This window comes from Neobacillus cucumis, from assembly GCF_023715505.1.
This window is the reverse complement of the sequence record NZ_JAMBOH010000025.1, coordinates 49276-69849: the sequence shown is the minus strand read 5'-3', so window position 1 is coordinate 69849 and position 20574 is coordinate 49276. Positions and strand designations below refer to the sequence as shown.

General features: G+C 37.9%; 23 protein-coding genes and 1 pseudogene. 10 read left to right on the top strand and 14 right to left on the bottom strand.

Annotation, left to right across the window (positions count from 1 at the left end):
• Positions 1-191: hypothetical protein (locus M3226_RS24700; protein WP_251571294.1), on the top strand; the 191-nt coding region annotated here is incomplete at its 5' end.
• 154 nt (positions 192-345) lie between these two features.
• Here M3226_RS24700 and M3226_RS24695 read toward each other — a convergent pair.
• The 11 genes from M3226_RS24695 to M3226_RS24645 form a co-directional block, all read right to left on the bottom strand.
• Positions 346-516: a hypothetical protein gene (locus M3226_RS24695; protein WP_251571293.1), complete on the bottom strand. Its 171-nt coding sequence runs from the start codon at positions 514-516 to the stop codon at positions 346-348.
• Positions 517-826: 310 nt separating this feature from the next.
• Positions 827-1546: a RibD family protein gene (locus M3226_RS24690; RefSeq protein ID WP_251571292.1), complete on the bottom strand. Its 720-nt coding sequence runs from the start codon at positions 1544-1546 to the stop codon at positions 827-829.
• A gap of 81 nt (positions 1547-1627) precedes the next feature.
• Positions 1628-1981 carry a cyclophilin-like fold protein gene (locus tag M3226_RS24685; protein ID WP_251571291.1) on the bottom strand — a complete coding sequence of 118 codons (354 nt, stop codon included), beginning with the start codon at positions 1979-1981 and terminating at the stop codon, positions 1628-1630.
• A gap of 21 nt (positions 1982-2002) precedes the next feature.
• Positions 2003-2746, bottom strand: coding sequence for an SDR family oxidoreductase (locus M3226_RS24680; RefSeq protein WP_251571290.1), 744 nt, complete (start codon positions 2744-2746; stop codon positions 2003-2005).
• A gap of 33 nt (positions 2747-2779) precedes the next feature.
• A complete protein-coding gene (locus tag M3226_RS24675; RefSeq protein ID WP_251571289.1) occupies positions 2780-3964 on the bottom strand; it encodes a MalY/PatB family protein in 1185 nt (394 codons plus the stop codon).
• Entirely contained in the window at positions 3954-4814 is an 861-nt protein-coding gene (locus M3226_RS24670) for a DUF3737 family protein (protein WP_251571288.1), read from the bottom strand. The genes M3226_RS24675 and M3226_RS24670 overlap by 11 nt, the downstream gene beginning before the upstream one ends.
• A 19-nt stretch (positions 4815-4833) precedes the next feature.
• Positions 4834-5061, bottom strand: a complete 228-nt coding sequence (locus M3226_RS24665) for a tautomerase family protein (protein ID WP_251571287.1) — start codon at positions 5059-5061, stop codon at positions 4834-4836.
• Between the two features lie 19 nt (positions 5062-5080).
• On the bottom strand, positions 5081-6298 hold the full coding sequence (locus M3226_RS24660; RefSeq protein WP_251571286.1) for an MFS transporter: 1218 nt from the start codon (positions 6296-6298) through the stop codon (positions 5081-5083).
• 374 nt (positions 6299-6672) lie between these two features.
• Positions 6673-7077 (bottom strand): cupin domain-containing protein, encoded by a 405-nt coding sequence (locus M3226_RS24655; RefSeq protein ID WP_251571285.1) that lies wholly within the window; start codon positions 7075-7077, stop codon positions 6673-6675.
• 78 nt (positions 7078-7155) lie between these two features.
• Complete coding sequence (locus tag M3226_RS24650) at positions 7156-8019, bottom strand: aldo/keto reductase (protein WP_251571284.1); 864 nt, start codon at positions 8017-8019, stop codon at positions 7156-7158.
• Positions 8020-8135: 116 nt separating this feature from the next.
• Positions 8136-8891: a carboxymuconolactone decarboxylase family protein gene (locus M3226_RS24645; RefSeq protein ID WP_251571283.1), complete on the bottom strand. Its 756-nt coding sequence runs from the start codon at positions 8889-8891 to the stop codon at positions 8136-8138.
• A gap of 218 nt (positions 8892-9109) precedes the next feature.
• Here M3226_RS24645 and M3226_RS24640 point away from each other — a divergent pair, with 218 nt between their 5' ends.
• A complete protein-coding gene (locus M3226_RS24640) occupies positions 9110-9658 on the top strand; it encodes a TetR/AcrR family transcriptional regulator (protein ID WP_251571282.1) in 549 nt (182 codons plus the stop codon).
• Positions 9659-9742: 84 nt separating this feature from the next.
• Here the strand turns inward: M3226_RS24640 and M3226_RS24635 are convergent, their stop codons facing one another.
• Together M3226_RS24635 and M3226_RS24630 are read right to left on the bottom strand one after the other, a co-directional pair.
• Entirely contained in the window at positions 9743-10723 is a 981-nt protein-coding gene (locus M3226_RS24635; protein ID WP_251571281.1) for an aldo/keto reductase, read from the bottom strand.
• Between the two features lie 226 nt (positions 10724-10949).
• A complete protein-coding gene (locus tag M3226_RS24630; RefSeq protein ID WP_251571280.1) occupies positions 10950-11372 on the bottom strand; it encodes a MerR family transcriptional regulator in 423 nt (140 codons plus the stop codon).
• A gap of 282 nt (positions 11373-11654) precedes the next feature.
• Here M3226_RS24630 and M3226_RS24625 point away from each other — a divergent pair, with 282 nt between their 5' ends.
• The 6 genes and pseudogenes from M3226_RS24625 to M3226_RS24600 all read left to right on the top strand — a co-directional run bounded on the left by M3226_RS24625 (position 11655) and on the right by M3226_RS24600 (position 17120).
• Complete coding sequence (locus M3226_RS24625) at positions 11655-12506, top strand: aldo/keto reductase (RefSeq protein WP_251571279.1); 852 nt, start codon at positions 11655-11657, stop codon at positions 12504-12506.
• A 172-nt stretch (positions 12507-12678) separates the two neighbouring features.
• Positions 12679-12846: pseudogene (locus tag M3226_RS24620) on the top strand (aldo/keto reductase); the annotation flags it as partial.
• 114 nt (positions 12847-12960) lie between these two features.
• Entirely contained in the window at positions 12961-14124 is a 1164-nt protein-coding gene (locus M3226_RS24615; protein WP_251571278.1) for an MFS transporter, read from the top strand.
• A gap of 287 nt (positions 14125-14411) precedes the next feature.
• Entirely contained in the window at positions 14412-15263 is an 852-nt protein-coding gene (locus tag M3226_RS24610) for an aldo/keto reductase (RefSeq protein WP_251571277.1), read from the top strand.
• A gap of 123 nt (positions 15264-15386) precedes the next feature.
• Positions 15387-16520 (top strand): FAD-dependent monooxygenase, encoded by a 1134-nt coding sequence (locus M3226_RS24605; protein ID WP_251571276.1) that lies wholly within the window; start codon positions 15387-15389, stop codon positions 16518-16520.
• Between the two features lie 162 nt (positions 16521-16682).
• Positions 16683-17120 (top strand): NAD(P)H-binding protein, encoded by a 438-nt coding sequence (locus tag M3226_RS24600; protein ID WP_308211983.1) that lies wholly within the window; start codon positions 16683-16685, stop codon positions 17118-17120.
• A 188-nt stretch (positions 17121-17308) separates the two neighbouring features.
• On the opposite strand, the gene M3226_RS24595 is transcribed toward M3226_RS24600, so the two are convergent.
• Positions 17309-18196, bottom strand: coding sequence for a LysR family transcriptional regulator (locus tag M3226_RS24595; RefSeq protein ID WP_251571274.1), 888 nt, complete (start codon positions 18194-18196; stop codon positions 17309-17311).
• 219 nt (positions 18197-18415) lie between these two features.
• On the opposite strand from M3226_RS24595, the gene M3226_RS24590 reads away from it, so the two are divergent.
• Together M3226_RS24590 and M3226_RS24585 are read left to right on the top strand one after the other, a co-directional pair.
• Positions 18416-19216 (top strand): aldo/keto reductase, encoded by an 801-nt coding sequence (locus M3226_RS24590; protein WP_251571273.1) that lies wholly within the window; start codon positions 18416-18418, stop codon positions 19214-19216.
• 112 nt (positions 19217-19328) lie between these two features.
• Positions 19329-20528: an MFS transporter gene (locus M3226_RS24585; protein WP_251571272.1), complete on the top strand. Its 1200-nt coding sequence runs from the start codon at positions 19329-19331 to the stop codon at positions 20526-20528.
• Positions 20529-20574 lie beyond the last annotated feature (46 nt).

The following is a 20574-nucleotide window of genomic DNA, read 5'->3' as shown; positions in this document are numbered from 1 at the left end:
AGCGACAGTCAGTGGTGCACCGTGGTCGTTGGAGTCAGACTAACGGATGGGCTCTAACGCACCATAGTTCATCGACCTTCCTCTCCAGCCGTAGAATCAGTATTGACGGTTTAAAACCATTTTCATTCTCTGTGGTGAAGAGCTGGTTTTTAGCGATTCATGGATGGCTAACGGGTGCTTTAGTTCAATAACAACCGGAAATTATTATTAAATCTGTTGCTTGTGTAATGGCTTGCTGTATAAATTGTCGGCTATGATCAGTAATGTATATTCCATTGGAAATACTCTGCTTCAACAATTCAGCACAACCCATATGGAAGTTTTTTTATTAAAAGCAAAAACGGATCAGCCTTCTGACCCGTTTTTCTGTCTATAAATGATATAAAAGTCAATCAGAATGCCGGCGATGAAACCGGTGAATACATCCGTTGCACTTGGAGCTTGACCATAGTAGATTCTTGAATAAATTCCGCCAATCACAGCGCAAATCCATGCGGCAATCATTTCGCTTTTCAACCCCTTTCCCATCTAAATGTATGACATGCGTTTTATAGATATTCTCATCCCTCGCTTTGCAGGATGGCTATGTCGATCCTTTTTCTTATTGTCCTAAATAGCAGTTTAGTTTAAGTACATTCCTTCACAAAGTTTAGAAAAAGAAAATTCCCTCGGACTTAAACGGTAAAAAGGAAGGATGTACATTTAATACATCCTTCTAAGCTTAATTTGAATTAGATTCCCACATTTCCTCGATTCCCAAAATGAACTCATGGATTGTAGGATTTTAAATGCTTTTTCCATTTTTTTAATTTTTTTAAAAGGGTGATTAATCATGCTTTGTTACATACCTCATCCATAACCCACCATCGTCCAGTTTTTCGACATCTTTTAGCAAGAAATTAGCGGGTTTAGGTTTGTTTAAATAAGACCTCGTTTCAAATAGTGTCACAGAGTTAGATGAACCTTCTGCAATTGGAACTAAAATGAGGCTTAATTCATCAATTAATTCTTCATTCAAAAAGGAGCCATTTAAAACTCCTCCACCTTCAACCATTAATTTATCGATTGAAAATAAATCATTTAGTTTTTTTACTACGACAATAAAATTCAATTGTTCTTTTCCGCCAAAAATATAAGATATACGAAGTTTTTGTAGATGAGCCAGGTAGGCATCAGATACTTGTTCTGTAAGTATTTCGATAATGTGGTCTCCTAATCCGTAGTCATCTGTAATGTAGTTTTTTGTCCACCCCAGTTTCCCGGAAGGGTCTACTGCAATGGCATAACCTTTCGCATCTTTATTTGCAACATAATCAGTTCTGGGAATCGCATTAAAGTTATCTTGTTTTAAATTTAATTGATGTCCGAAAGTGAAGTGTTCTTCCATGGTAATCCTGCCACACATCCATGCTCTACATCCATAACGTCTATGAATTTTTTCGTATTCGTCGGTAAAATAAGCAGCTCGTTCCTCTTTCAAATAATCTCCAATGATTTTCCCATCCAATGAAGTTAGCATGTGGCAGATTATATATGGTCTATCCAATGTTATTACCCCTTTAAACTGTAAAATACTACCTCAAAGTTGCATCAGTGGGGCAGATTAATCCATTATTTTAACCTACTTTTAATCGATATTTTCAATTGTAACTTTGAAATTACCTTTCATACTTGCAAGCTTTTCAATACCGGATTCAATCTTCCCTAATTTAATCAGTCCATTTGCAAAACCAAAATCCCTATAAAATATAGCTAAATTTCCCCAAGGAGCATAATACGTAATATCTCCAATAGAAGCTTTGGTACCATCTGGGGAACCGGTAGTAGACAATCTTTTAGGAAGATTGCTAATCTTTTCCGTTCCTGCATAGTCTTCAAGTGTTAACCTAAGAGGAAGAAGTGCTATAAAATCACTTGCTGCTTTACTGTCATTCAAAATAGCAGTATATACGTCTTCACCAACAGTTAATTTTATTTTCATTTATTTCACGCCTTCTTTTATTTATTTTACCGATTTTGTTGGACGAATTAGGATTTCACTTATAGCAACAGATTCCGGGGTGCTAATTGCATAAGCAACTGCGTCGGCAATGTCACTTGACTTTAATCCCAAACCTTCGATTTTAGCATTATTCTTTACCCGTTCACGGTTTTCAGGCTCGTTAATCGTCGTATAAAGTTCTGTATCTACTAATCCTGGAGAGATAATGGTGCTTCGAATATTGTTTTCACGCTCTTCTTGGCGTAATCCCTCCATGATAGCCCGAACAGCAAATTTTGTGCCACAGTATACAGCAGAACCAGGATAAACAACATGTCCTGCAATAGAGTCAGTCGCAATGATATGACCGGATTGCTGTTTTTTCATGATCGGCAAAACGGCAGCAATACCATTTAACACACCCATAATATTAATGTCTAACATTTGTTTCCATTCATCAAATCGTGTTTCGGAAAGTGGAGCAGTTGGCATAACTCCAGCGTTGTTGTAAAGTACATCCACACGACCATATTTTTCGATTGCTAAATCTACAACAGCTTGAACTTCCTCTTTGTTTGTTACATCTGCAACAGCGTATGTTACCTCAGTATTTGGTAATGATTCAACAAGTGATTTTAAGCGGTCTTCACGGCGAGCTGCAATGACTAATTTCGCTCCTTCTTGTGCAAGTTTTTTGGTAGTCGCTTCACCAATCCCACTTGATGCACCCATAATAATGACAACTTTTCCTTCAATTTTTGACATGGAAATTACCTCCATAAATTTTTATATGAATTATTATTTTCTTGATGGATTACTTAAATGTTGAAATGCTTCAATTCCTTTTTTTAAACGCTGTAATCCATCTTCAAGCCTCACCTTAGGACAAGCATAGTTTAGTCTAATGAAGTCATTACCGTTACCGCCAAAAATGGCACCTTCTGAAACGTACAATCCTGTTTCTTTCCTAATAAATTCACATAAATATTTGGTATCATTCGTTACCGCGCTACAACCAATCCAAGCCAAATAGGTTGCTTCTGAATAAATGAATTTAAGATCCGGAAGCTGGCTTGCGATAAAGTGTTCAATCAATTGTTTATTTCCCATTAGATAATCCAACAATGCTTCAAGCCAAGGTTCACCTTCTGTAAACGCTGAGATTGCAGCTTCAATCGCAAAAACATTTGGTTCAGCCACTTCATCGGTGTTGATTCCACGATTCACTAGCTTCCTTAACTCTGGATTTGGCACGATAATACTAGATGTTTGAATCCCAGCAAGATTGAATGTTTTCGTCGGTGCTACGCAGGTAATGCAATTTTGAGCAATCTCTTCTGAAACAGAAGCAAATGGAATATATCGATATCCTGGATGCGCTAAATCACAATGAATTTCATCAGAAAGGATAAGAACATTATGTTTGATACAAAGGTTTCCTATTTTTTTAAGAGTTTCTTTATCCCATACTTTACCGATTGGGTTATGAGGGTTACAGAAGATCATGAGCGATGTGTCAGGATTGGATAGTTTTTCTTCTAAGTCACCAAAATCAATCGAATATTGATTGTCTTTATAAATTAATTCGCTTGTAAGAACTTTTCGTTGATTGTTGACGATTGAGTTGTAAAAGATATTGTAAACAGGTGAGAGCACCAACACATTGTCTCCAATGTTGGTCATTTTGCGAACAATGGAAGAAATGGCTGGCACTATACCGGTACAAAACATAATCCATTCTTTTTCAACATGAAATTGATGTCTATTTTCCCACCACTGAGCAACTGTATGATAATAGGCATCTGGAACGCTTGTATAACCAAAAATATGGTGGTTTAATCTCTTTTGCATTGCCTTAACAATGGCTGGGGATGTTTCAAAGTCCATATCTGCAACCCACATTGGGAGCTCTTTGTATCCAACATCCCACTTATAAGAGTTTGTGTTAAAGCGATTCGTCATTTTATCAAAATTAAAGGTCACAGGGTTCACCTGCTTTATCTAATTCATACTGGGTATTGGATGAGATGATTTCCTTGTCATCAAATATTAATTCACTAATGTCCTTAGCCTTGATTTTACCGGCAATTGGATTCTTCACACTGTTAATCACTGTTGTTGCTTCCACGTCTACTGTTGAATATTCAAATGCTAAATCTGTATTGATGATTTTCCCATTTTCAATCACCAAATGTTCTATGTAGCACATGCCTTGGTTGCTTTCAATGGTACAGTTTATAAACGTGATATTTTTTGAATTCCAACCTAGATATTCACCGATAATTAAAGAGTCGTAAACAGTGACATTTTCACAATTCCAAAAAGCGTCTTTTGAAAGTAACTTTGCATTTCGAATTTCAATGTTTTTAGCCCCGTCAAAAGCGTAGTTCCCTACCAATCTGAAATTATAGATTTTAATATTTTCACTATTCATTCCAAAGTAATCGCCTCTTGCGGTCACGTTTGTTAAGTAAACATCTTTACAGTTCCAAAAGGACTCTTGCGCATTTGGCATATCAACATTGGTCAGATGTATATCGCTTGCGCGTCGAAATGTTTTAGGTGCTTCTATGATACTGTCACTGATTGAAATATGATGAGTATACCAAATTCCCGAACGTGCCATTTCAAGAAAACTGCTATTCTTTACGTTGATATTTTGGCAATACCATAAAGGATATTTCCACTTGAAAATACTATTATCAATGAAAATATCGTTACTTTCTTTTAGCGGTGATTCGCCATCTGCAAAAACCGAATCTTTAATCATAAGATCTCGACTTTTAAAAAGAGAGCGTTCTCCGGTTAGTAATTGTTGATTAATTGCTTCCATGGTTTCTCCTCCAATTTCATTAATAGCTATATCCGGGTTTTTTATACAACGTTTTCTCTTTACCTAAAATTTCAGGCTGATATACTTCTTTTTGCCATTTCTCAATCGGAACTTCTTCAAATGATACAGAAATACTAGACTCTCCAGCATTTACTGTTTCCATAACAGCTTGCACAATCTTATCTGTAAGTTCTTTCTTTTGTTCCTCGGTTCTGCCTGGTATAAGTTTTACAATAATGTGGGGCATAGTGTATCCTCCTCTCAAACTAAAAACTTCTTTGTTGGACTTTGCTCATTTTTGCCTTTTTAAGAACAATTCCAAAAACAATGAGGGAAATCAAAAAAATGATAATTGAACTTGAAAGGAACAAAGACTGAACAGTATGAACGTGGAATAATTTTGAAAAAACTGTCCCTTCATAAGGGGATAGGGTAGCACCAATGTTATAAGCAACTAACACCATTGTTGTTCCAAGCTTTGCCACTTTTTTGCTTTGTTGCGTAAAGGTATGAAACAAATATGGCATCATACAACGAAAAGAAAAGCCAATAGCCATTGAACAAAATGTCGTGAGTATGATATTTTCTGAAATAGACGTAATATAGATAGAAATTCCGAGAAATAAAAGTGCAACTGGCATGATATAATCCTTCAGCAGTTGAAAAATTCGACCAAATGAAAAACCTGCAATAAATGCTCCTAAACCAATGAAGGCGAGATTGTTGCTGCCAATCGTTGCATTGCCAATGTGTTTTTCTAAAAGCAGTGGGGTAACCTGAATATTGTAATTAATAAAAATGGTTACAATCACAAAAAGCAAAATGCCATAACCAAGGACCGAGCGATAGGATCCTGCGTCGTTGTGACTGTCCGATATTGTTCTGTTTGGCTCTGCTTTTCTTTTTGCCATTTTCTTCTTGTCATTCGGAACAAAGAAGAGGAATCCCAGAAAAATTGGAAGCGCCAGAGCATAAATAAGAAACGAAGTATACCAGTTGATTTTCAACAACTGCCCTACAATAAACGTCAAACAAATGCCACCTAATCCTTCAAAGGCACTTTCTAACCCAATTACGGCTGCTTTCCTGCGGGGATCATCCTGAAATATATCACTAATCATTTGAATGATTAAACGGTTGAATAAACCGATTCCTAAACCAAAGAAACAGCGCGAAAGAAATAAAAACGAAAAGATATCATGTTTTAGTACGGGAAAAACCCCAGCAAGAAAAACAAGCGTTAAACCAATCAATATCGTCCTTTTCTTACCAATCCATAGTTCCAAACGGTTCGCAACTAAGATACCTAGAATGACAAACAGTGAAGGAATGGTTGTTAACAGCCCTACATGCGTTGGATTTACTGTCGAAAATTCCTTTTCGATTGCTGGTATGTTTGCGGCAATCAATGGACCGGATGAGATCAACAAAGCAACTGACAGCAAAGAAAATATTTTTAACCTGTCCATACGTATAATAACCATCTCCTTTCCCCGCATTTTTTTATGCAAGTTCAGTTTTCAGGTCATGACCTGATCATAATACCTTTAAAAAAATCAATGTTAATTCATTAATCAACATCTGTTTATTATTATATAGAGAAACTTAATGCATTCAATGGTTAATTTAACGTAATCCGTTGATTACTCAACAGATCAATCAAAATTGTTAATAATCTATAAGAAAGGTTGGGGAAGTCAACATGTCTAATATGCATATCATCAACTCAATCGCTGCATTTTTAATAACTTCTGGCTTAAGGTAACGGCTGTACGATTTTCAATAATGTTTCCACACTTTTGTTTGTATGACCGTCATAATTAACGCATCGAATCATTTGATCCGATGCGTTAGTTTCTTACAAATTGTTATAGGTTTCATCATCGACAGGTTCTAACCATTCCGGTGTACCTGCAGTGATTGCAATGTGTACAAACCAGCTGTCTTTTGTGGCACCATGCCAGTGTTTTACACCATCATGAGTAACAATAACATCACCAGCTTTTAATAATTGAGCAGGCTTTCCTTCTTCTTGGTACCAACCTTCGCCACCAGTTACTAATAGAATTTGATATCCATCACGATGGATATGCCAGTTATTACGACATTCCGGTTCAAAAGTCACATTCCCAACACCAACGTTGATTTTAGGGTCAGAGACTAATCCTTTAAGATAACTTTGACCCACGAAAAATTGTGAAAAAGGATTTTTTTCGCCCGCTGGGAAAATAACGCCATTTTTTACTTCTTCATGTTTTGTCATTTTTAATTCCTCCGATAAATTTTATTTTTATTAACCAACTTAAAGCAGGTTTTTGTTCGACCTTCATCTATTATCTGTTTATTTTAACTTTCCACCAAATACCGGGAAGAAGCTATGCTCACCATAATTCTGTATTTGCTCTACATTCATCAAAGTCTCCATATCTGCATCGCTGATAACAAAATCAAGCTCTGCATTGTTTCTCATGTGATCCGGATTTGCCGTCTTAGGGATGACTACAAGACCAAGCTGGATATCATAACGTAGGCAAAGCTGAGCAACAGATACTCCGTACTTATCAGCTATTACCTTAACCTCTGCATTATCGAGAACTGCACCGTGTGCAATTGGCGAATATGCCTCTACCAAGATGTCATTCTTTTGGCAGAATTCAATTAGTTCAAAAGGAGTATTGCTCACATGTGCCAATATCTGATTGACCATAGGCTTGATCTCACAGGTTGCAAGAATATTCTCTACATCATCCTGAAGGAAGTTAGAAAGACCGATTGCCTTTACCTTGCCTGTCTTATAAGCATCCTCCAACGCTTTCCATACTTCTTTGTTTTCCTCGAAGTAACGGTTCTCCTCACGGAACTCTGTCCAAGGCTGTGGGCTGTGGATAATCAGAAGATCAATGTAATCCAGTCCCATCTTTGCTAAAGACTCATTAATTGAATGCGCAGATGCATTATAGGTCTTTGCTTCAGCAGCAACCTTTGTGGTAATGAAAAGTTCTTCTCTTGCGACACCGCAAGAACGGATTCCTTCTCCTACACCAGATTCATTCATATAAGCCTGAGCCGTATCAATATGGCGATATCCGATAGACACCGCATCACGCACTGCTTGTGCTGCCTGTGCATCGTCAAGCAGCCAGGTACCAAGACCTAATTTTGGTATTTCTACACCATTTGATAATTTGTAAGTTTCGTTAAACATGCTTTTGTCTCCTTTACATTGTTATGTTTTTGAATCACAATTCTCATTAGGAATTTCTTCAAGTAAAACAGAGATGCTTGACTATCCAGCGTTTACTTAATCCCTAATCGTTTGCCTTAATTTTCAGGCATAATTTCATTAATGCAAGCTAATGCGTTTAGTGTTCTCGGAAAGCCCATGTAGGGGAGGCAGTGAGTGATGGCAGTGATTAGTGTTTCCTTGTCATTGCCTACATTTTTGTTACCCAGAACATGTGACTTCACTTGGCTTTCACAACAGCCCATTGTACTGATAATACAGAATGTCAACAACTCCCGTGTTTTCAAATCAAGTCCGCCACGGGTGTAAAAGTCTCCAAAGCAAAAAGAGGAAAGATAATTCTGCATATGCTTTTGATTTTCTGGAGCAGCCTCAAGCATTTTTGCAATAACATCGCCAAAAATCTCTACCTGTACGGATAGTCCCTTGTTAAAGCGGTTTTCTTCATCAACCTGCTTTTGGCTTTCTATTGGTAAAGCGATATTCTTCGTTTTAAAAACCTCATTTACTTCATTGATGGCGTTTAATGTTTTGGGAAATCCGATATATGGAGCACACTGGTAAACTGTCTCTTTGATTTCTATCGGTGTCAGCCCAACTTTTAGTGCCGCAACAACATGTGCCTTGAGCTGAGGCAATGTCTGGTTGGTAGTAAGCACTACCAGGGTAATCAACTCGCGTTGCTTGTTATCCAGATTTCCTTGATAGAAAACTTCCCCAAAAATGAAGTGGCTAAGGATGTCTTGAAAATCAGGATCGGTAGCGTATGCGGCGGGTACTCCATTTCCAAATAGTTGTTTGTATTTTTCTTTGCTCTTTTCAACTCGGTCCATAAATAAACCTCCTGTTTTAAGTGAATTTACTTTTATTGTTCCAAAAGTTAGCTTCAACATGATGCTAAAAAAATTAATATTGATTGATTAATCAACACCTGTTTATAATTATAAAAAAGCCCTTCAACCTTTCAATAGTTAATTTAGCGCAATTCGTTGATTACTCAACAAATCAATTAAAAATGTTGATTATCATTAGGAAAAGTTGGTGAATTAGTGTGACTAAAGTAGATAGAAGAATAGCAAAAAGCCAAGTAGCTATAAAAAATGCAGTAATTGAACTGATGTCTGAAAAAAGTTTTGATGACATTACCATTCAGGATATTGCAGACAGAGCAGATGTTAATCGAGGGACCATTTATCTTCATTACACGGATAAATACGACCTCCTGGATAAGATGATTGAAGAACATATAGACAATCTCCGGGAACTTTGCCAATCGGCATCTGAAATGACTTTTCAAGAAGGGAATTATGTCTGGTTCGAATACTTTGAGCGTAATTATTTATTCTTTTCAACGATGTTAGCCAGTAAAGGTGCCCCATATTTTCGTAGTCGGTTTCTTGATTTAGTCATCGAAGAGTATAAGGCTGAAGTAAATAATGCCGAAGGAAAAAATCAAGGTTTAAATGAAGAGGTTATTCTTCAATTTTTTGGTTCAGCGATCGTAGGGGCAGTGGAATGGTGGTTCAAAAATGGAATGCCTCTACCAGCTCGTGTCATTGCGGAACAAACGGGGGCATTGTTGGATCGGAATTTAGAATGATCATAAAAGACTTCGAAAAGAAGATAAATAACAAAAACCTGAGCCCATTTATACATGACTCAGGTTTTATAATTTTAATTAAAGTTAATTATGACCCACTATCCGGTGTGGTACATAGGGTTCTTCTAAGAACGTAATTTCTTCGGGTGTTAACTGAATCGATTGAGCACCTACTGCATCTTCTAGATGTGATATTTTCGTAGCACCGATAATTGGAGATGTTACTGGATGTTTCTGTAGCAGCCAAGAAAGTGCGATATGAGTGCGAAGAACACCACGTTTTTCTGCAATTTCTGCAACCCGTTCAACTACCAATCGGTCTGCATCAGCAGTCGCATCGTATTTAGACTTTTGAATTTGGTCTGTATCGGAACGATGTGTTGTTTCTGACCAATCACGAGTTAATCTACCTGATGCGAGCGGGCTATATGGAGTTACTCCGATTCCTTCCTCCTTACATAGTGGCAGCATTTCTCTTTCCTCTTCTCGGTATATGAGGTTTAAATGATTCTGCATCGAGACAAATCTTGTCCACCCATGTTTCTCTGCTACATTTAATGCTTTTTGAAACTGCCATGCGTACATGGCAGAAGCACCGATATACCTTGCCTTTCCAGCCTTCACAATATCATGGAGAGCTTCCATCGTCTCTTCAATAGGGGTATTGTAATCCCAGCGATGGATAATATAAAGGTCTACATAATCGGTTCCCAGCCTCTTAAGACTCTTATCAATTTCACTCATGATGGCTTTCCGGGAAAGTCCAGAACCATTTGGACCTTCATGCATACGCCCATGAATCTTTGTTGCAATCACAATTTCGTCACGATTAGTATAATCTTTTAGAGCTCTTCCAAGGATTTCCTCGCTCGTTCCCATTGAATATACGTTTGCTGTATCAAAAAAATTGATGCCAATCTCAAGAGCCTTTTTAATAACAGGTCTACTGTTTTCCTCGTCAAGGACCCACGGATGAACCCAACGTTTCGCATCACCGAAGCCCATACATCCAAGACAAAGCCTAGATACATCCAGTCCTGTATTGCCAAGTTTTGTGTATTCCATTTTAATAACCCTCACTTTCAAATACATGCATTTATTATTCTTCTGTTATAAGTGTAAAAATAATTGTAATATTTACAATAGTCAAATGAGAATAATTTGTTGATTATTAAACAAATCAAAAATAATTGTTGATTAACTTAAGTAGAGTCTAACAATCATCTACAATAAAAAAGTCGTTCTTCTTATTTAGAAAAACGGCTTTTTTCTTCTGTATAAAGGATCGTATTTAATGAGCCATAGGCATTTTATTTTTTTCTTGCCATTTCCCAGGATTAGTATCATCTGGGATCACTTTATTGATAATGTCAAGGTAATGATTTGCCTTCTCGTCCATAAATTTGACTGTTCGTTTTGCTTCCTCTAACTGAGCCTCAGCGATCTCTTTTTGTTTCAAAATAATTTCATAGCGTTCCTGAATGGTACTGTCACCTTTCAAACACAAATCTACATAGGTTTTAATGTCTTCCACTGTCATACCACATTGTTTTAAATATTTTACACCTGTTAGCCAATTGATGGATTCCTCATCAAAAAGACGATTATTATTTTTATCACGCTTTAGAGTTGGAACTAATCCTTTATCCGTATAGAAACGAACAGTATGTTCAGTCAAATCAAGTAGCTTAGCCACTTCTTTCACAGTATACAATTCAACCTCACCTCGAATTTTAAATAAAATTTACTTGAAACCTCTTGACTTAGTGTTACACGAAGGTAGTAGACTTATTATCGTTCAAGCCTATCGAAAGCTTAAAAATAATGACGTAAAAGAGCAAAAGTTTTTCATATACAAAAAAAGGAATTCCGAAATTATTGACTTCGTGTTACACGAAGGTGATAGGCTTATCACAGTTCAGGTTGCTGAAATTGTAAATCCTAAAATAAAGGATGTCAATGGAGGAACTGAACACGTAAACAAGGAGGATTTTATATGCAAATAGTAATTTTAAATAATGGTGTTGAAATGCCAATACTTGGATTTGGCGTTTGGCAGATTCCTGATGCCGACGAATGTGAACAATCGGTTTATGAGGCACTTAAGGCTGGCTATCGTCTAATTGATACAGCTGCAGCTTATGTTAATGAGGAAGCTGTCGGCAGAGCAATCAAACGTAGTGGTTTGCCAAGAGAAGAATTGTTCATTACGACTAAGCTATGGGTTCAAGATGCGGGTTATGAGAGAACAAAGAAAGCATTTGCAAAATCACTGGAAAGATTACAATTGGATTATTTGGATTTGTATTTAATTCATCAGCCATTTGGTGATATATATGGTTCTTGGCGTGCTATGGAGGAATTATATCGTGAAGGGAAAATCAGGGCAATCGGAGTGAGTAATTTTGAACCGGGTCGTCTAGTTGATTTGATACTCCATAACGAAATAACTCCTGCTGTAAACCAAATTGAAACACACCCTTTCTTCCAACAGGTAGAGTGTGCCCAAGTAATGAAAGAGTATAATGTTCAACTTGAGTCATGGGGACCTTTGGCACAAGGAAAAAATAACATCTTTCAAAATGAAGTTTTAATCACACTAGCTGAAAAGCATCATAAATCCGTTGCTCAAGTGATTTTACGCTGGTTGACACAAAGAGGAGTCGTAGCAATTCCAAAGTCTACTCATAAAGATAGAATCATCGAAAACTTCAATATTTTTGACTTCGAATTAACTCAAGAGGATATGGATACGATTGCTACTTTAGATACTAAAAAGAGCTTGTTCCTTTCAAAAAATGATCCAGAAGTCGTAAAACAATTCGCAAACTGGAAACTTGATATTTAATTCATTTTAAAAAGCGAATACAAAAAGGCTCAAGGTAACTTAGTTCATTTTATGCCTTGAACCAAAGGCAAAAAGAATGGGTATAAACATATGAAGGCAATGATGTTAAGAGAAGCAAGCGGACCAAATCAACGAAATCGTTCCTGCTTTAAACCAAGTTGAAACTCACCCATCTGTTCATAAGGAAAGAATCATTGAGAACTTTAATATCTTTGACTTTGTACTAAGTCATAGGGATATGGAAAAGATTGCGAGGTTAGATACCAAAGAGAGCGTATTCTTTACGCATATGGATCCTGAAACTGTTAAAAGAATCGGTAACGTGAAATTTGATATTTAATTCATATATCTCATCCGATTCCGGAATTGATAAAAACCGCCCTACTATATTAGGGCAGTTTTTAATAGAAAGCAGGAAATTTATCATTAATGGGAGGAGTGAATAGGAAATTTCATGGAAAACACCCGGAAAATTTACATGCTTACCTTTATCACTTTCTTGCTTGGAACGGCACAATTCGTTATTGTAGGTATTCTGGATAAAGTTGCGGCTTCCGTCAACGTATCCTTATCATCTGCAGGACAGCTTATAACCATATTTGCACTTGCAAATGCAATCGGTACGCCAATTATTATGCTAGCTACGGCGAGGATGAATCAGCGTAAGCGACTTCTACTGGGTTTCGGAATTATGTTACTTGGAAGCCTTGGTACGGTCACTCTTCCAGGTTACAACTTCCTAATGCTCTCACGTATCTTGCTGGGAGTGGGAAACGGCTTTTTTGTCGCAACCGCGTATTCCTTAGCTCCAAAGATGGCTCCTGCCGGACGTGAGGTAAGAGCGATGTCCAACGTTGCAATAGGGTTTAGTGCTTCCCTTGTGTTTGGTGTTCCCATCGGTAGAATAGTCGCTTCATCATTTGATTGGAAGGTAATCTTTTGGGGAATTGGATTCTTCACCTTGTTAGGAATTTTCTCAATCGCACGAACAATACCGCCGATGGAAGGTGATACACCTGTTCCGATTGGAAAGCAACTTGCCCTTTTAAAGAACCTAAAGAACGCTTTAGCCCTAGCCGTTACATTCTTCATGTTCATTGGCTATTCAGTGGTGAATACGTATATTACACCATTCTTGACCTCCGTGGCACGGATGGAAGGAGGGGAAATAAGTACGATTCTCTTTGTTTTAGGCATCGCAAGTTTAATTGGTTCCAAGCTTGGAGGTGTCGCGGCAGATAGGATAGGTATTACCCGCACACTCGTCGGGGGGATAGGTATTCAAGCCATTTGCCTTGCATTGTTGTCAATCATCCCTGGGTCGGTAATCGTTACAGTCATTTTTCTTGTATTATGGATGGTCAGTGCTTGGACGTTCGTTCCGCCACAGAACTTTAACTTAATATCCCTTGCTCCGGATGCCTCCGGTATCATCCTTAGTGTAAACAATTCATTTGTGCAATTCGGCTTTGCTGCGGGTGCTGCGATAGGTGGAGTTGTCGTGGGAGGTTTGTCTGTCATGGCAATCACTTGGGTAGGTGCAGCATCTGTAGCGTTTGCGGCTATTGTAGCAGCAGTTTCCTACGGTCGTGCTTATGCAGTCTCAAAGGCAAGGTAAATAGGATGGTTATTGTGCACTTAAATAGGATAAAAAGAAATAGAATGACTGAAAAAATATAGGAAAAGAAGATTTCCTGAGTAAATCAAAATAACAATATTAGCGAATCAAAAATAATGCTTGAAGTATAGTTTAGCAACTTCTTTCACAGTATAAATGTGGTCTATTCGGCAAAAAAATTATTTTAAATTACTCAAATGTCTTGACTTCGTGTTACACGAAGGTAGTAGGATAATACCTATACAAACTTACTAAAACTTAATATTTAATAATAGGAGGAATTTTATATGCAAAAAGTTATTTTAAACAATGGTGTTGAAATGCCTATTTTAGGTTTTGGTGTATATCAAGTCCCTGATCCAGCTCAATGTGAGCAGTCAGTTTCGGATGCACTTGAAGCTGGGTATCGTCTAATTGATACAGCTGCCGCTTATTTTAACGAAGAGGCAGTTGGAGCAGCCATTAAAAAAAGCGGGATTCCAAGGGAAGAACTTTTTATCACAACAAAACTTTGGATTCAGGATGCTGGTTATGAAAATGCAAAAAAAGCCTTTGATGTTTCCTTGAAGAAACTGGGGCTCGACTATCTTGATTTATACCTCATTCACCAACCGTTCAATGATTATTATGGTTCTTGGCGTGCAATGGAAGAACTTTATAAAGAAGGAAGAATTCGCGCCATCGGTGTTTCTAACTTTTATCCGGACCGTCTAGTTGATTTAATTCTGAACAATGAAGTTGTACCGGCTGTCAACCAAGTGGAAACCCATCCGTTCTTCCAACAGAAAGTTGCAAAGAATGTTATGGAAGAATATGGCGTACAAATTCAATCATGGGGACCGTTTGCAGAAGGTCAAAAGAATATCTTCCAAAATGAAATACTTGCCGTTATCGGAGCAAAATATGGCAAGTCGATAGCACAAGTCATTTTACGTTGGCATATTCAACGTGGTGTCGTGTCAATTCCAAAATCAGTTCATAAAGAACGAATTGTTGAAAACTTTAATGTTTGGGATTTTGCTTTAAGCGATGACGATATGGCAGCAATTGCTACTATGGATATTAGAAAAAGTGAAATTATTGATCATTTTACTGCCGATACAGCGAAGATGTTAAACGGATGGAAAATTCATGAATAATTAAAAATGAAAGATTTGTTTAGCTCGATATTTAATGCTTTTCATCATCAAAAAACCGATTTTCCAATTAGGAAATTCGGTTTTTCCATTTTAAGACATTACCAATAAGGAGGAAAAACGATTATGAGAACGCATTTCCGGTGCGAATCAAACAATGACAATTTTATCAAAGAAGTTAAGGGCTCTGCTGTTGTTGTCGGTGCGTCGCTTTCTGGATTAATGACAGGAATTGCCCTTTCGCGTGCTGGATTGGATGTAACTATTTTAGAAAGAGCCGGTTCGAAACCTCGTAGCGGTGCAGTTCTTCAAGTTGACAGTGGAGAAATTGATCGAACTCAAACAGCGAAATTTTTAAGAAAACTTGCTTCTGGTGGGATTAGTTCGGCAGAGGCTTGGTCATCTATACAGTTGCGATTGCGCACAGCAGCCGAAACTGACCCTAGAATTACCTTACGTTATGATACTCGTGTTCAAACTATTAAACAGGATAGCGATTCTGCTTGGGCAGTGACGGATAAGGGTGAGATATTTCATGGAGATATTTTGATTGGTGCTGATGGTCACCGTAGTATTGTACGTCGCTTAGTTGCACCTCATAAACCGAATGCAACATTTGCTGGATATTTGATATGGGTAGCTATTGTAGGTGAGAAAGATATACCTGAAAAACATCGACCTAGCCTCAATGCTCCAAAGTTTACTATGCCAGATGGCATCGGTGACTTTTTACTCGGTTCAATTATTGCTGGAGCAGACGGTTCCACCGCTCTTGGAGATCGACGATTGGGATGGGCTTGGTACGATAACACTCAAAATGATTTGTTACGTCGTCTTGGATGTGTAGAAGGAGATGTTGTGCAATATTCGCTTCATGCACAAGACATTCCTGAACAGACATTGATTGAGCTAGCTGAAAAGGCTTCTGATAGATGGGCTCAACCTTGGTTAGACGCAATTCTTCATAGTATACAATCACGTAATCTTCTTGGAACTCCGATTGCCGAATACGTTCCTGACAATCTTGTGAAAGGACGCATTGCAATCGTTGGAGATGCTGCACATCTTCCTACGCCTCTAACTGCATCGGGATTTAATGCTTCCTTACAAGATGCTTCAACCTTAGCCGAATGTATTGAAAAAGGAATAAAAGGCTCTGCAGCAACTGAAGCTCTTTTGGAATATGAATCTCTCCGTCTAAAAAACGCACGTCAAATAGTGCAATCAGGACAATCTTTTAGCCGCTCTTTTGGACGATAAATATATTGATATTTTTTAAACATATGAAACGGAGGAAATGAAGATGAAAATTTTGATTTTAGGTGCAGTTGGTCAAATTTCTCGTATGTTGACTGAAAGATTACTAAATGAAACGATGCAGAAATTGTTCTTTATGCAAGATCCGCACATTCTCGTTTAAAAGTGACAAGTAAACGAGTGGAAGTTATTTCTGGGGACTTTCAAGAGAAATCTAAACTAGTGAGTGGGATGTCAGGAGTAGATGTTGTTTATTTAAATGATATGTTTGACGTTCGTGCAACCCAATCTATTGTTTCCTCAATGGATGAGGCTGGTGTAAAACGACTTATTGGTGCAACAGCTTTAGGTATTTATGATGAGGTCCCAGGTGCGTTTGGTCGCTGGAATGATGCAATGGTCGGTTCAAACATACCATTAATTAAATCCACGGCGAAGATAGTAGAAGAATCTGACCTTAATTACACATTACTCCGTTTAACATGGCTTTATAATCAAGAAGGTAACGAAGATTATCATCTAACTTTAAAAGGGGAACAATTTATTGGAGCACAAGTTACACGCCAGTCTGTTGCGCGTAAGAAAAGCCGTTTACTTGTCTAGAAAATAGTTTCTTTAGTGAAAGTTTGTGAAGAAATGTACTTAAGCTAAAGGGTGCTTTTGTTTAATATCCCAATTCATAAAAAAGTTGAAGATATGCAAGTCTTTATTCCCTTCTTGCATATTTTCAGCTTTTTTTCATTCAAAAAACATACTGCCATAAATTTCTAAATACACAATTGGGACACGAATTATTTCAAAACGTTTGCCTTATTGATTGCATCAATAAAAGCCATAACAGCTTTGGATGGCTCATTGGCGTATACAATCCCAAAGGGAATCTCATAATCCCATTCTACAGGAATCGTCACAAGGGAAGGATGTACCTCTGCCCAGATATCCAGTGTTTCCATAACATAGTTCATCTGCTCACATTTATTGAAAACATCTGCATCATAGAAATTTGGTGTGTCTATGATATTGATTTCTGGATGTTTTGCTTCAATCTCATCCCTCAGGCGGTCTAAAACCAGAGATTCGCCACGTTTTACAAGCACAAGAGTTTCTCCGTATAAACCTTCCCACTTCAATAGCTTTTTCTTAGCTAGTCGGTGTTTGCGTGAAACAGCTATGCAACATTGATTCATTCCAATCAAATGGACATTGCATTTCTTCATCCAGCGAATAGAGTCGCAGGGACCTACAAAACAGTCCATCTCCTTACCTAAGGAGGCAACAGTGGAGGTCATATCGTCTTCAAAGGGGACAATTTTTATCTGGAAAGGTAAATTGCCTTCATCAATTTTTGTCCATAGATCAATCAGTATCTTAGATGGACGCAGCAAAGAAGTTCCAACACGTATCACGTATTGTTCTTCACCTGCAATCTGTCTGGCACGCTGGATGGCGCTGTCGGAAGCTTGAATCATCTGCTTTGCATCTTGATAAATAGAGCGTCCGGCTGCGGTCAAAAGTACGCCTTGGTTTGTTCGCTCCAGTAGTTTCACTCCTATATCGCTCTCAAGAACATTAATCTGTTTCATTACGGAAACGGTAGAGATAAACAGTTTTTCTGCTGCTTTGGAAAGGCTCCCGCAGTCGGCTACTTGAATAAATGTATAGATTTGTCTATTGTACATGCAGGCACCTGCTTTAACTTTAAGTTAAAACCATGTTAGCTTTTTGGTGTATTCACTGTCAAGTGGCTATGCATTAAAATTCAATAGTATTAAGAACTTGATCTTCCAAAAAAACTTTGGACTGTCATTCAAGTTTAAGGTCCTTGGTTTGACATTGAGGAATAATCTTACAGGTTGTAACAAAGGGCAAGAGATGTTTTTCAGTAAGGAGGGAAAATTGTGGAGTCTATCACTTTGAATAATGGTGTTAAAATGCCGATTTTGGGTTATGGTGTTTATCAAATCAGTGCCAGAGAATGCGAGCGGTGCGTTTTGGATGCCATCGATGTTGGCTATCGTTCGATTGATACAGCACAGGTATATGGCAATGAGAAAGCTGTCGGAAATGCAATCCGAAAATCTGGGGTGCTACGCGAAAAACTGTTTATTACAACCAAATTGTATATACCGTCAGGCGGTTACCGAAAAGCAGTGAATGCGATTGATGAATCGTTGCGTACGATGAAGCTCGATTATATTGACCTGCTTTTGATGCACGAGCCTTTTCCGGACTATCACGGGATTTATCGTGCTATGGAGGAAGCCTACCAAAGTGGAAAAGTCAGAGCAATTGGAGTTTCTAATTTTAATCCGGATGTGTTCGTGAGTCTGGTAGAATCTTGCAATGTCATTCCTGCAGTCAATCAGGTGGAGACACACGTATTCCGGCAGCAAGCGCAGGCACAGGAAATAATGAAACAGTATGGTACACAAATTGAATCTTGGGCGCCTTTTGCAGAGGGAAAGAATCACTTCTTTTCTAATGAAACCTTAAGAGAGATTGGGCAAAAATATGATAAGTCCAACGCAAAGGTGGGGCTTCGATATTTAATCCAACGCGGAATCGTTGTGATTCCAAAATCCACCCATAGGGAACGAATGATAGAAAATATAGATGTATTTGATTTTACCTTATCTGCGGATGATATGGCAAAGATTGACCTGTTGGATGGAGGCAGAAGTCTGTTTTCATGGCATTAACTATGTTAAAACTTGGAAGTTATATAAACCCAAATTGCCCAAGACGTATAAGCAGGTGGATTCCAGTCCTTAGATATGAAGGACGTACTATATGAATAAGGAGGTTTTTTCTTTGAAAGAAGCAAATGTAAAAGTTAATCATAAAACTTCAGAAAGAAGTGATTCTCTTATAACAGCAATTCTTTTCTGGACTGGTTTAGTTGTTGTATCTAGTTTATATATCACCATTCCCTTGGTTTCAATATTTGCAGAAGCTTTTAATGTATCAACGTCGCAAGCAGCCTGGACAGGCAGTGCATTTTCATTTTGTTATGCTGTCAGTTTTTTATTTTTCGGTCCCTTGTCAGATCGCTATGGACGAAAGCAAATTAAATTATTTGGGCTAATTGTATTAACTATTGTTACACCTTTAGTTGGATTGATTACTAGTCTGTCTTGGGTGATCGCTCTTCGAGCGATTCAAGGAATTGCTGCAGCAACATTTGCTCCAGCTGCACTTTCGTATGTAGTAGAACATTTCCCGGCAGAAAAGCGGGTCACTACAACTGGATTTGTTAGCACAGGATTTTTAATGTCTGGAATTGTTGGTCAGGTGTTCAGCAGTCTAATAAGTGAGAACTTTGGTTGGGACTATGTGTTCTATATCCTCGGAGTGGTTTATCTAATCACTGCCATATTAGTAACGTTTTTTATCCCAAAGAGTGATGCTCCACAAATAAAAAGCAGTATGCTTGGCTCTTTTAAACAAATGGGAAAGGTTTTTACACAAAAATCCTTACTTTTGTGTTACATCATCACTTTAACGCTTTTACTTTCGTTTGTTGGTATGTATACAACGCTAGGGAGTTATTTAAGTGGAACATTTGGTCTTAATAGTCAAGCTATTCTGTATGTGCGATGTGCCGGAATTTTAGGTATGTTAATTTCTCCATTTTCTGGAAAACTCGTCACGAAGTTTGGTATTCACGCCGTTATTAGAGTTGGCTTATCTTTATCCGTTTTAGGTCTTGCGATTTTGGGAGTTAGCTCTAATTTGGTATTCCTTATCGTGATGAGTGTTGTTTTTGTGGCTGGCGTCTCCATAACCATTTCTACCCTAATCTCACTTGTCGGACATTTAGGAGGAATTGCAAGGGGTTCTGCGATTTCACTGTTCTCGTTTATTCTATTTATGGGTGCAACACTTGGACCGATTGTAGCTATGGGTATATTGAATATGAGTAGCTATCTTTTAACTTTTGAATTGTTAGCACTTTTGTTAGGAATAGGATTAATCGCCTCAATTCTTATTAAAAGTCGAGACCAGGTATAACGAAAGTTTTTGCCATCTGAAGGGAAAGGGTTAAATAAAGAATTGC